General features: G+C 64.9%; 8 protein-coding genes. 5 read left to right on the top strand and 3 right to left on the bottom strand.

Going from position 1 to position 12470, the window contains the following annotated elements; translation table 11 throughout:
* Positions 1-36: 36 nt before the first annotated feature.
* Both ACS7SF_RS23330 and ACS7SF_RS23325 read right to left on the bottom strand, forming a co-directional pair.
* Positions 37-1500 carry an aldehyde dehydrogenase gene (locus ACS7SF_RS23330; RefSeq protein ID WP_439892863.1) on the bottom strand — a complete coding sequence of 488 codons (1464 nt, stop codon included), beginning with the start codon at positions 1498-1500 and terminating at the stop codon, positions 37-39.
* 43 nt (positions 1501-1543) lie between these two features.
* Entirely contained in the window at positions 1544-2377 is an 834-nt protein-coding gene (locus ACS7SF_RS23325; protein WP_439892862.1) for a p-hydroxycinnamoyl CoA hydratase/lyase, read from the bottom strand.
* A 190-nt stretch (positions 2378-2567) separates the two neighbouring features.
* Between ACS7SF_RS23325 and ACS7SF_RS23320 the strand changes: the two genes are divergently transcribed.
* From ACS7SF_RS23320 to ACS7SF_RS23305, 4 genes are all read left to right on the top strand, one after another.
* The gene (locus tag ACS7SF_RS23320; protein WP_439892861.1) at positions 2568-3050 is read left to right on the top strand and encodes a MarR family winged helix-turn-helix transcriptional regulator; all 483 of its coding nucleotides are present in this window, start codon (positions 2568-2570) and stop codon (positions 3048-3050) included.
* 177 nt (positions 3051-3227) lie between these two features.
* Positions 3228-6422 (top strand): efflux RND transporter permease subunit, encoded by a 3195-nt coding sequence (locus ACS7SF_RS23315; RefSeq protein ID WP_439892860.1) that lies wholly within the window; start codon positions 3228-3230, stop codon positions 6420-6422.
* On the top strand, positions 6415-7707 hold the full coding sequence (locus tag ACS7SF_RS23310) for an efflux RND transporter periplasmic adaptor subunit (protein WP_439892859.1): 1293 nt from the start codon (positions 6415-6417) through the stop codon (positions 7705-7707). Before ACS7SF_RS23315 ends, ACS7SF_RS23310 begins: the two co-directional genes overlap by 8 nt.
* The gene (locus ACS7SF_RS23305) at positions 7704-9164 is read left to right on the top strand and encodes an efflux transporter outer membrane subunit (protein WP_439892858.1); all 1461 of its coding nucleotides are present in this window, start codon (positions 7704-7706) and stop codon (positions 9162-9164) included. The genes ACS7SF_RS23310 and ACS7SF_RS23305 overlap by 4 nt, the downstream gene beginning before the upstream one ends.
* A 3-nt stretch (positions 9165-9167) precedes the next feature.
* On the opposite strand, the gene ACS7SF_RS23300 is transcribed toward ACS7SF_RS23305, so the two are convergent.
* Positions 9168-10097, bottom strand: a complete 930-nt coding sequence (locus tag ACS7SF_RS23300) for a hypothetical protein (protein WP_439892857.1) — start codon at positions 10095-10097, stop codon at positions 9168-9170.
* Between the two features lie 662 nt (positions 10098-10759).
* On the opposite strand from ACS7SF_RS23300, the gene mqo reads away from it, so the two are divergent.
* On the top strand, positions 10760-12418 hold the full coding sequence (gene mqo / locus ACS7SF_RS23295) for a malate dehydrogenase (quinone) (RefSeq protein WP_439892856.1): 1659 nt from the start codon (positions 10760-10762) through the stop codon (positions 12416-12418).
* Positions 12419-12470 lie beyond the last annotated feature (52 nt).

Genomic DNA, 12470 nt, shown 5'->3' with positions numbered 1-12470 from the left:
ATGGTTGTAGTGGGCGGCTGCGGCACTTCAGATCGGTTAAATCGGGTAGTGGCGAGGCGTGTTCTGTAGCGTGATCCAACGCAGTTCGGTGAATTCGGCAATCGATGCCTTGCCGCCAAAGCGGCCATAACCACTGCTCTTCACGCCGCCAAAGGGCATCTGCGCCTCGTCGTGCACGGTGGGCCCGTTGATATGGCAGATGCCTGACTCAATGCGCTGCGCAACCTGCATGGCACGTGACACATCGCGACTGAACACGGCGGCCGACAAGCCGTATTCGCTGTCGTTGGCCAGGCGAATCGCTTCTTCATCGCCATCCACGCGCGCCACCGTCACCACGGGGCCGAACGATTCCTCGCCGTACAGCCGCATGGCCGGTGTCACGCCATCGACGATGACTGGCTGCACGATCGCGCCATCTGCGTGCAGACCTACCGGCAGCGCGGCACCTTGTGTGCGCGCGTCTTCCACGAGTGCTTGCACACGCTTGGCCGCATCCACGCTGACCATCGCGCCGAGCTGTGCGGTAGCGTCCATCGGATCGCCCGCGCGCAGCGTGCGGGCCTTGGCGGCCAGCTTGTCGACCAATGCATCGGCAACCTTGCGATCGACGATCACGCGTTCGGTCGACATGCAGATCTGGCCCTGGTTGAAGAACGCGCCAAAGGCGATAGCCTCCACTGCGGCATCCAGGTCGGCATCGTCCAGCACCAACACCGGTGCCTTGCCGCCCAGCTCCAGCAGCGCGGGCTTGAGGTGGCGCGCCGCGTGCTGCGCGATGATGCGCCCCACGTGCGTCGAGCCGGTGAAGTTCACGCGCCGCACGGCCGGATGCGCGATCAAGCGTTCGACCACCTGCGCAGCATCCGCCGGCGCATTCGTCACCACGTTGACCACGCCGTCGCCCAGGCCGGCTTCGTGCAGTACCGTGCCGATCAGCCTGTGGATACCCGGGCACATTTCCGATGCCTTGAGCACGACCGTATTGCCGCACGCCAGCGGCATCGCCAGCGCACGCGTGCCCAGAATCACCGGCGCATTCCACGGTGCAATGCCGAGCACGACGCCGCACGGCTGGCGCACCGCCATCGCAAAATTGCCCGGCACATCCGACGGGATCACGCTGCCGTCGATCTGCGTGGTCATGGAGGCGGCTTCGCGCAGCATGTTGGCGGCCAGCATGACGTTGAAGCCGATCCAGTTGGGGCTGGCGCCCGTCTCGGCAGCACCGGTGCGGATGAACGCTTCGGTGTGCTGGTCCATCAAGTCAGCGGCCTTGAGCAGGCGCTTGCGGCGCTCGCCCGACGGCAATGCGGCCCACGCGGGGAAGGCATCGGCAGCTGCTTGCACGGCAGCGTCCGCGTCCTCCAGCATGGCCGCCGCTGCGCGCGAGGCCACCGCGTCGTTGACGGGGTTGCGGCGCTCGAAGGTGGCACCGTTGGCGGCCGGCCGGCTTTGTCCGCCGATCAGCAGGGTCACAAGCTGATTCACGTCAGGCATGGAATCGTCTCCGGGGGCGTTGTATGCGGGATCGACGATGGCTTTAAGCGCGCTTGTACGCTTGCAGGCCCGGCTTGATCGACTTGTCGTCGAGGAACTGCTTGAGCCCCTGCTCGCGGCCGCCTTCCGGATCACGCAGCGTGGCCTGGTCGAGCTTGGCGTAGAGGTAGTCCTCGTTCTGCTCCCACGTCAGCTCGCGGCTGCGCTTGAAGCCGTGCTTGGCGGCGCGCAGCACCACCGGGTTCTTCTCCAGCAGCTTCTCGGCCAGCGCCACAGTGCGGGCGCGCAGATGGGTGCGCGGCACGCTCTCGTTGACGAGGCCCATGGCGGCGGCCTGCTGGCCGGTGAAGGTCTCGCCGGTCATGATGTAGTACAGCGCCTGGCGGTGGCCCACCGTATCGGCCATCGCCTTGCTGACGAGGTTGCCCGGCGGGATGCCCCAGTTGATTTCCGACAGGCCGAATGTGGCTTCATCTGCAGCAATCGCCAGGTCGCAGGCCACCAGCGGCGAGAACCCACCGCCAAAGCACCAGCCATTGACCATCGCGATGGTCGGCTTGGCGTACATGCGCAGCAGCTTCCATTGCCATTGGCAGGCATCGCGGCGGATCTTCTCTTGCAGAATTTCCGGGCCGGCGTCGACTTCGCGGAAGTACTCCTTCAGGTCCATGCCCGCCGTCCAGGCGTCACCCGCACCGGTCAGCACCAGCACCTTGGCGTCGGCATCCAGCTCCAGCGCTTCGAGCACCTGGATCATCTCGGCATTGAGCGTCGGGCTCATGGCGTTGCGCTTTTCGGGGCGGTTGAACGTCACCCACGCGATGCCCTGGTCGACCTTCACGTCCACGGTTTTCCAGCGCCCTTGGTAATCAGCCATTTCCATCTCCTTGATCTGTCGGCTTGCTTGAGACCGGCACCGTCCGGTGTGCGGCGCGTCTCAGCTTGGTGCCCATTTAATATCAGGTAGCCTGATATAACAAGGAGATTGTGCTTGCCGTAAACCCTGATCCAAACGACACGTAGCAGAATGTGCGCATCTGCACGCGCATCCACCTCACCCCACATCCATGGCGGCCACAAAAACCACCCGCACCGCACCTCGATCGAACCCGCCAGGCCCAGCCTCTGCTCCGGCAACGTCTGCCCGCTTGCCCTACCTGATCGGCCGTACCGATCGCATCGTCAAGCGGCGGTTAGGTGAAGCGCTCGCCCCGCACGGGCTGACGGTGCCGCAGTTCACCGCGCTGTCGGTGCTGCACGCACGCGGCAACCTGTCGAACGCGCAACTGGCGGAGCGCTCGTTCATGTCGCCCCAATCGGCCAATGAGGTGGTGAAGACGATGGAAGCGCGCGGGTGGGTCACCCGTACGCCCGACCCGACGCACGGTCGCATCGTCATGCTGGGCCTGACGGACGCGGCGCTGGCGCTGCTGGCCATCTGCGACGAAGCCGTCAGCCGGCTGGAGGCGGAAATGCTGCAGGGCATTGATGCCGCGCATGCCGAACTACTGCACGATCTGCTGCTGCAATGCGGGCGTAACCTGCGCTGAGCGCGGGCCTTCTCTGGCCCCTTCAGTTGCCCCGGCAATCGCCGTTATGCAATGTAATAAAGACAGATCAAAGGAACATGCAGAGCGACTGACCCCGGCGATAGAATGGTGAGTCGCCGCCGTTCGAGCGGCTTGCGCCCCGATCAACGCCTCGCACCGCAGTTCTGAAACCTCTCCATGTGGATTGTCCAACTCGCGCTGCGAAGGCCGCTGACGTTCATCGTCCTCGCCCTGCTGATTCTGCTGGCGACGCCGTTTACGCTCATGCGTACGCCAACGGACATCTTTCCGGAAATCGATATTCCGGTCGCCAGCATTATCTGGAACTACAACGGCCTGCCTGCCAAGGAGATGGCCGACCGCATCGTCTCCGTGACGGAGCGCAGCCTGACGACCACCGTCAACGACATCGAGCACATCGAGTCGCAATCCCTCGGTGGGGTGTCGATCATCAAGGTCTTCTTCCAGCCCAACGCCAACATCCAAACCGCGCTCGCGCAGATCGTGGCGAGCACGCAGGCGCAGGTGCGGCAGTTGCCGCCGGGCACCACGCCGCCGCTGGTGATCAAGTATTCGGCGTCGAGCATTCCGATCCTGCAGCTCGGGCTCTCAAGCAACACACTCTCGGAGCAGGAACTCAACGATGCCGCAGTGAACTTCCTGCGCCCGCGCCTGATTACCGTGCCGGGCATCGCAGTGCCGTTTCCGTACGGCGGCAAGAGCCGGCAGATCACGGTGGACCTCGACACGCAGAAGCTGCTGGCGCAAGGCCTCACGCCCGTGGACATCGTCAACGCAGTGGGCGCGCAGAACCTGATCCTGCCCGCCGGCACGCAAAAGATCGACGCGACCGAATACGGCGTCACGCTCAACGGCACGCCGGGCAGCATCGCGGCGCTCAACGCGATTCCGGTCAAGACCAGCAATGGCGCCACGCTCTACCTGGGCGATGTGGCCAACGTGCGCGACGGCTTCTCGCCGCAGACCAACGTGGTGCGCCAGGACGGCCAGCGCGGCGTGCTGCTCTCCATCTTGAAGAACGGCGGCGCGTCCACGCTGGATATCGTCAACAACATCTACAAGCTGTTGCCGACCGCCGCCGCCGCGCTGCCGCAAGACCTGAAGATCACGCCGCTGTTTGACCAGTCGCTCTTCGTGAAAGCCGCCATTGAAGGCGTAATTCGCGAAGCGATCATCGCCGCGTGCCTGACGGCGGCCATGATCCTGCTGTTCCTCGGCAACTGGCGCAGCACGGCCATCATCGCCGTGTCGATTCCCTTGTCGATCCTGTCGTCGATCATCGTGCTGCACCTGATTGGCGAGACCATCAACCTGATGACGCTCGGCGGCCTGGCGCTGGCAGTGGGGATTCTGGTGGACGATGCCACCGTCACCATCGAGAACATCGAGCGCCACCTGCACGAGGGCAAGGACCCCGTCACGGCCATCCTGGACGGCGCGGCCGAGATTGCCGTGCCGGCCTTCGTGTCGACCATCTGTATCTGCATCGTCTTCGTGCCGATGTTCTTCCTCACGGGCGTGGCGCGTTACCTGTTCGTGCCGATGGCCGAGGCGGTGATCTTTGCGATGCTGGCGTCGTACGTGCTGTCACGCACGCTGGTGCCGACGCTGGTGATGATGCTCATGACCGGCCATACGAACGACGCCAAGAAGCCCAGCGCATTCCGCCGGATTTACGAATCCTTCAACACGCAGTTCGAGCACATGCGCGGCAACTACGCCGCCATCCTGGGCGGGCTGCTGGAGCACCGCCGGGTGTTTGCCCTGTCGTTCCTGGGCTTCTGCGTGGCGTCGTGCGCGCTGTACTTTGCGCTGGGCCGCGACTTCTTCCCCGATGTGGATGCCGGCCAGATCCGCCTGCACATGCGCGCGCCGTCGGGCCTGCGCATCGAAGAAACCGCGCGCCTCGCGGATGAAGTCGAAACCGCCATCCGCGAGATCATTCCCAAGCAGGAACTGTCGACCATCCTCGACAACCTGGGCGTGCCGAACTCGGGCATCAACCTGTCGTACAGCAACGCCGGCACGATCGGCACGCTGGATGGCGAAATCCTCATCGCCCTGCATGAGGGGGAGCGCAAACCCAGCGCGGTCTATATCAGCCGCCTGCGCGAAGAATTGCCCAAGCGCTTTCCCGGCGTGGAATTCGCGTTCCAGCCGGCGGACATCGTCAGCCAGATTCTGAACTTCGGTTTGCCGTCGGCGATTGACGTGCAGTTCTCGGGCTCCGATGTGGCCACCAATCAGCAGTTGGCGGGCATTCTGGCCAACCGCATCAAGCAGATTCCGGGCGCAGTCGATACACACGTGCACCAGCGCTTCGACCAGCCAACGCTGGCTCTGAACATGGACCGCACCCGCATCCAGCAGGTCGGTCTGGAAGGGCGTGACGTGGCGCAGAACCTGCTGGTGTCGCTCAGCTCGAGCTTCCAGACCTCGCCCACGTTCTGGCTGAATCCGGTCAACGGCGTCGTGTATCAGGTGGCCGTGACGAGCCCGCAATACCGCGTCGATTCGCTCGATGCGCTGCTGCGCACGCCGGTCGCCGGCTCGCGTGGCGGCGCTGGACAAGCGGGCGGCCCGCAGTTGCTCGGCAACCTCGTGCAGGTAAGCCCCGGCGTCCAACCGCAGGTGGTGTCGCACTACGACATCACGCCGGTGGTGGACGTGTATGCCGCCGTGCAGGGGCGTGACCTGGGCGCCGTCGCCAAGGAAGTGCAGAAGGCCGTTGACGACATCCGCCCCAAGCTGCCGCGCGGCGCGCAGGTGACGGTGCGCGGCCAGGTGAAGACGATGGAATCGTCGTTCCTCGGCTTGGGGCTGGGCCTGGTGATGGCCATCGTGCTGGTGTACCTGCTGATCGTCGTGAACTTCCAGTCGTGGATCGATCCGCTCATCATCGTGACCGCCCTGCCGGCGGCGCTGGCGGGCATTGCTTGGATGCTGTTCGTGACGGGGACGACGCTGTCGGTGCCGTCGCTCACGGGCGCGATCATGACGATGGGCGTGGCGACGGCCAATTCGATTCTGCTGATCTCATTTGCGCGTGAGCGGCTGGCGGAAGGCATTGCGCCGGTGCAGGCCGCGCTGGAAGCCGGCGCCACCCGCCTGCGCCCGGTGCTGATGACGGCGCTGGCGATGATCATCGGCATGGTGCCCATGGCGCTGGGCCTGGGCGAAGGCGCAGAGCAGAACGCGCCGCTGGGTCGCGCGGTGATCGGCGGTCTGCTGTTTGCAACCGTCTCGACCCTCTTCTTTGTTCCGGTGGTGTTTGCCAGCGTGCACAACAGATTGCAGCGGCGCGCCACCCGGCGTAGTCACGATTTGCGGGGAAGCGAAGGACATGTCTGAGCAAACTTCCGGTGCCCATGTGGACCACAAAGCTGGGCACCATGTCGTCACGGTTGACCCGATAGAACAGGTTGACCGCGCCCCAGCCATGCGCCGTGCACGCTGGGTGCTGATTGTCGTGGCCGTGCTGCTGGCGCTGGGCGCGGCACGCACGCTGGTGAACCGCTACACCAACGCGCATGCGCTGGAGCGCCAGGTGAACGCGCAGACCAGCCGCTACGTCAACACCACCGCGCCCAAACCCGCCAAAGCCAACCGCGAGCTGACGCTGCCGGGCACGCTGCAGGGCTATGTGGAATCGCCCATCTACGCGCGCACCAGCGGCTACGTGCTGCGCTGGTACAAGGACATCGGCGCGCATGTGGACAAGGGGGAGGTGCTGGCACTGCTCGATACGCCCGAAGTCGATCAGGAGTTGAACCAGGCCCAGGCCGCGCGCAACCAGGCCGCCGCACGCAAGGCGCTGGCGCAGACCTCGCTCACGCGCTGGCAGAACCTGCGCCAGAAAGACGCCGTCTCGCAACAGGAACTGGACGAGCGCACCAGCGCCGCCAACCAGTCCCAGGCCGACCTGGCCGCCGCCGAGGCCAACGTGCGCCGCCTGCAGGAGCTGCAGGGATTCCGCCGTGTGGTCGCGCCGTTTGCTGGCGTGGTCACCAAGCGCAATGTCGACGTGGGCGCGCTGGTCAACGCCGGCAACGCGGGCGCCAACCGCGAGCTGTTCACGCTGGCGCAGACCGATCCGCTGCGCATCTATCTGTACGTGCCGCAGGCGTATTCGCAGCAAGTGAAGGTTGGGCAGGACGTGGCCGTCACGGTGGCCGAGCTGCCGGGCCAGACCTTCCACGGCACCATCGCGCGCGCGTCCGGCGCCATCGACGCCGCCACCCGCACCATGCAGGTGGAAGTGCAGTTGCCCAACAAGGAAGGCCGCCTGTTGCCGGGCGCGTATGTGCAGGTCGCCATCCAGGGCAAGACCTCCGGCGAAGAAACCGATGCCGGCGCGTCGACGGCATTCATCGTCCCCACCAACACGCTGCTGTTCCGCAAGGAAGGCCCGCGCATTGCCATCGCAGAAAACGGCCGTGTCGACCTGCGCCCCGTCGTCATCGGGCGAGACTACGGCCGCAATGTCGAAATCGTCTCGGGCCTGAAGGCGAACGATGCGCTGATCCTCAACCCGGCCGACTCCATCGAACAGGGCGAAGCCGTGACCATCGTCGCGCCTGCGCCTGCGCCTGCATCGGCACCGGCACCGGCGGCTTCTGCGCCGCACGCATCATGATCCGCCTGGCCCGGCCACGCGCGACCGCACTGGCGGCGACGCTGATCGTCTCGCTGGCCGGCTGCTCGCTGGCGCCGACGTATGAGCGCCCGGCGATGGACGTGCCCGCGCACTGGCAGACCGAAGCGCCCTGGCGCGCCGCGCAGCCCGCCGACGACGCACCCAAGGGCCCGTGGTGGCAGCGCTTCAACGATCCGCAGCTCGACCAGCTGATCACGCAGGCGCTGCAGCAAAACCAATCGCTCAAGGTCGCGCTGTCGAACCTGGAGCAGGCGCAGGCACAAACGCGTATCGCACGTGCCAGCTTGCTGCCGACAATCACGGCCACCAACAACGACACACGCACGCGCACGTCGGCGGAACGACCGCTCTCGTCGTACACCAGCCCGACCATGTCGACCGTGCAGAGCGATTTCGTGCTGCGCGCTGACGCGAGCTACGAAGCCGACCTCTTCGGCCGCGTGCGCAATACCGTCGCCAACGCTGCTGCCAGCGAAGAACAGGCCGGCGCCAATTTCGAGAACTTCCGCCTGCTGCTCGCCGCACAGGTGGCCACCACCTGGTACAACCTGCGCGAAACCGACGCGGAAATCGCCGTGGTGCAGGAAGGCCTGGCCCTGCAGCGCAAGGCACTCGATTACGTCACCTCGCGGCATCAGGATGGCGTGGCCTCGGGGCTCGATCTTGCACAACAACAAACGCTGGTCGACAGCACCGCCACGCAAGCCGAGCTGCTGACCAAGCAACGCGCGCAGTACGAACACGCCCTGGCCACGCTGGTGGGCACGCCCGCGCCCGCGTTCCATATCGACCCGATTCCGCTCAAGGGCACGGCGCCGCAGATTCCGGTGGCGTTGCCGTCCGATGTGATCGAACGCCGCCCCGATGTGGCCGCCGCCGAGCGCGGTGCCGCCGCCGCCAATGCACAGGTGGGCGTGGCACGCGCCGCCTTCTTCCCCAGCGTGATGCTCAACGGCGGCGCCGGTTGGGAAAGCCGCGATCTCGCACTGCTGTTCTCGGCGCCTACGCTGCTGTGGTCATTCGGCACGCAGATCGCGCAGACGGTGTTCGATGCCGGCCGCACGCGCGCGCGCGTGGACTTTGCCAACGCGGCTTATCAGGGTGCGATCGCCAACTACCGGCAAACGGTGCTCGGCGCGTTGCAAGAGGTAGAAGATGGATTAGCCGGGCTGCAATCGCTGGATCGCGCCGCAAGCCAGGCGCGCGCGGCCGTGGAGAGCGCTCGCAAGGTCTATGACATTGCCAGCGTGCGTTACGAAGGCGGGCTGGCGACGTCGCTGGACGTAATCACCGCGCAGCAGTCGCTGCTGAACAACCAGCGCACGGCGGTGCAGATTCTCGGCCAGCAGATGGCGACGAGCGTGTTCCTCGTCAAAGCGGTGGGCGGGGATTGGAACCACACCGTCACCACGCCGCCGGCGACGGCCAAGCAGTAGACGTCAGGCCACGGCGCGCAGGAAACGCGCGCCGGCAAATAGGCCGGCCAGCCAACACAATGGCAGCACGGCCCATACGAGTATTTCGATAAGCACGTTGGCATCGTCGGGTAAGCGCATTGCAAGCGCAATCACCGCAGCCATGAGCGCGCCCGCTACGACAAGGCTGATCAACAATGCACCCAGCCCAGAGGCGAGTGTGCGCGCCAGTGCGGGATGCACATGTGCCGGCGGGCACAGCAGCGCCATGCGGGCACGCACATAGGCGGCCGTGCGCGCGCTATCGGTGCCATCGGCGTGATGGCGCATCACTTGCGCCCAGGTTTGCGTATCCAGCACGCCGGAACTCAACTCCTGACTCACGCGGCGCAATGCCGCGCGCTCGCGCGCATGGTCGGTGGCATCGGTGGGTGTTTCGTTTCGGCTGGGCCGGTCAAACACCGCCGGAACGGCTGCCGGATCGCTGGCGCGCACCTCATGCCGATAAGTCACGCGCGCACGGCGTGAAAGCAACAGATATGCGGCCGACCCAAGAAGAAGCACGGCTTCAAGTACGACCAGCAGCATGACCGGCAACGACCCCGCTGTCCCACCCGATGCCTGCGCGAGAATCGTCGTCATTCGGCTGCCCATGGCAAGCGTGGCCGACAACTGGAGCAGGCAGTACGCCAACCAAAGCGCGGGAAACCAGCGCACACGCAGAAACGCGAAGGCAATCAGCACCAACGGAAAAGCCAGCCCCGCACACGCCACCACCGGCTTCGTCGAGCCGCCCGCCATCTGGCCAAGCGTCAGGACCATGCTCAGCCCAAAGACGATTGCCAGCATCGGCAGGGTATTCAGCCACAACAGCGTCAAGAGCCAGCCGCGCACGCCGTACAACCGATGCGCTTTCGCGCGCGCCGCTGAAATTGCGATCCAGCTTTCCTGCATGAAGCTCCTTTGTCTGGCGGGACAGCCTCTTGCTGTCGAGCAATGCCAAGTTTTGCGCATTGTGTCATCGCGCCGCTAGCATCCACCCCCCTCGACCGTGGGGAAATTCTTAAATGTTCCTAACACTTCCGCCAACCCAGTGCCGGCGCGGCTTTGCGGCGAAACAACGTTATTTAATTCTGATTGATACAACGCTAACTGTTGTTCTGACGTCTCGACTTCCGCGGCAGTCCCCGGGGCATGGTTATGGCCGACACCGAAGTTGCGTTGCTGCATTCGAAGAGGGGCAAAGCGCCAATGCTGCGCCGCAAAACACAATCGTCAATTTCGGTTATATTACGCGCCCGGTCGCGCGTAGCACGTCAACACGCGGCCCCTTCCGCAACCCGCAACGGCAAAACCAACGGGCTTGCGGATGCGCATATCCGGCGTTGCCCCACATGCCCTGTTACGGCGCAGTTCTGCGCTTTGACGCGCGTTTGCGGCAATACGCGCCCTCCTTTTCTCGCGCTCGCATCTCGCGGCGCCCTGTATCCCCGAGTCGGTGCATCGATTGCAGTCCTCACGGAACGCTGTGCGGACAGGGGCTGAGTTCGTCGTGTTGCGACGCACCATTTCGGGGCACAGGAAAGGCCGGCGTACGGTGAATTCGTTCAGTCAGTTTGAGAGAGTGGGTTGTGGTGATCAAAGCAATTCGAAGGGTCGTATCGGCGGTGGTGGTGGCGTGCTTCGCGGCAGCGTCCGCGCACGCGGCCGAGGCCAAGAAGGTGGATGTGCTGCTGGTGGGCGGCGGCATCATGAGTTCGACGCTGGGCGTCTGGCTGCACGAGCTGGAGCCGAGCTGGTCGATGATGATGGTCGAGCGCCTGGACGGTGTGGCCAAGGAAAGCTCCAACGGCTGGAACAACGCCGGCACGGGGCACTCGGCGCTGGCTGAGCTGAACTACACGCCCGAGAAGGCTGACGGCCATATCGACATCTCGAAGGCCATCGAGATCAACGAGTCGTTCCAGATCTCGCGCCAGTTCTGGACGTGGCAGGTCAAGAACGGTGTGCTGACGAACCCGCGCTCGTTCATCAATTCGACCCCGCACATGAGTTTTGTGTGGGGCGATGCAAACGTTCGCTACCTCAAGAAGCGCTATGAAGCACTGCAGGCGAGCCCGCTGTTCCGCGGCATGCAGTATTCGGAAGACTTCGACCAGATCAGCAAGTGGGTGCCGCTGATGATGGAAGGCCGTGACCGCTCACAGAAGGTGGCGGCCACGTGGATGCCGGTCGGCACCGACGTGAACTTTGGCGAGATCACGCGCCAGTTCGTCAGCTACCTGCAGCGCCAGCCGAACTTTGCGCTGTCGCTGTCCAGCGAAGTACGCGGCATCAAGCGCAATGACGACGGCACGTGGCACGTGACGTACGTCAACCTGCAATCGGGCGCGCAGCAGGACGTGGATGCCAAGTTCCTGTTCATCGGCGCGGGCGGCGGTGCGCTCAAGCTGCTGCAGGCCTCGGGCATTCCGGAAGCGCGCGAGTACGGCGCCTTCCCGGTAGGCGGCTCGTTCCTCGTCACCGACAACCCCGAGGTGGTGCAGCGCCATCTGGCCAAGGCGTATGGCAAGGCGTCGGTCGGTTCGCCGCCGATGTCGGTGCCGCACCTGGATACGCGCGTGCTCGACGGCAAGCGCATCATCCTGTTCGGGCCGTTTGCGACGTTCTCGACCAAGTTCCTGAAGAACGGGTCGTACCTGGACCTGCTGCGCAGCACGAACACGCACAACGTCGTGCCGATGATGCACGTGGGCGTGGATGAATTCCCGCTGGTGGAATACCTGGCCGGCCAGTTGATGCTGTCGGATGACGACCGCTTCAACGCGCTCAAGGAATATTTCCCGAACGCGAAGAAGGAAGACTGGCGCCTGTGGCAAGCCGGTCAGCGCGTGCAGATCATCAAGCGCGACGAGGCTAAGGGCGGCGTGCTGAAACTCGGCACGGAGATCGTCGCGTCCAAGGACGGCACCATCGCTGGCCTGCTCGGCGCATCGCCGGGTGCATCGACCGCTGCGCCGATCATGCTGAGCGTGCTGGAGAAGGTGTTCAAGGACAAGGTGGCCACGCCCGCGTGGCAGCAGAAGATCCGCCAGATCGTGCCGAGCTACGGCACCAAGCTGAACGACAGCCCGGCAAAGGTCTACGAAGAGTGGGTCACCACGGCCAACGCACTGCAGTTGAGCCCGCCGCCGCAGATCGACATGCGGGTGGCGCCGGCTGCCAAGCCTGCTGCGCCGCAGCCCGCTAAAGCCTCGGCAGAGATGGCGCTGTAATCCCGCTGCCTTCGCTTTGCATCAACGCATTTCGCCCCGCTCTGTCGGGGCG

Source organism: Ralstonia sp. 25C, assembly GCF_051904805.1.
Taxonomy (GTDB): domain Bacteria; phylum Pseudomonadota; class Gammaproteobacteria; order Burkholderiales; family Burkholderiaceae; genus Ralstonia.
The sequence above is the reverse complement of the archived record's forward strand: the minus strand, read 5'-3'. Positions and strand labels throughout refer to the sequence as shown.

Coding starts and splice junctions, on each gene's coding strand:
- ACS7SF_RS23330 (WP_439892863.1), bottom strand. CDS start 1,500: ATGCCTGACGTGAATCAGCTTGTGACCCTGCTGATCGGCGGACAAAGC.
- ACS7SF_RS23325 (WP_439892862.1), bottom strand. CDS start 2,377: ATGGCTGATTACCAAGGGCGCTGGAAAACCGTGGACGTGAAGGTCGAC.
- ACS7SF_RS23320 (WP_439892861.1), top strand. CDS start 2,568: ATGGCGGCCACAAAAACCACCCGCACCGCACCTCGATCGAACCCGCCA.
- ACS7SF_RS23315 (WP_439892860.1), top strand. CDS start 3,228: ATGTGGATTGTCCAACTCGCGCTGCGAAGGCCGCTGACGTTCATCGTC.
- ACS7SF_RS23310 (WP_439892859.1), top strand. CDS start 6,415: ATGTCTGAGCAAACTTCCGGTGCCCATGTGGACCACAAAGCTGGGCAC.
- ACS7SF_RS23305 (WP_439892858.1), top strand. CDS start 7,704: ATGATCCGCCTGGCCCGGCCACGCGCGACCGCACTGGCGGCGACGCTG.
- ACS7SF_RS23300 (WP_439892857.1), bottom strand. CDS start 10,097: ATGCAGGAAAGCTGGATCGCAATTTCAGCGGCGCGCGCGAAAGCGCAT.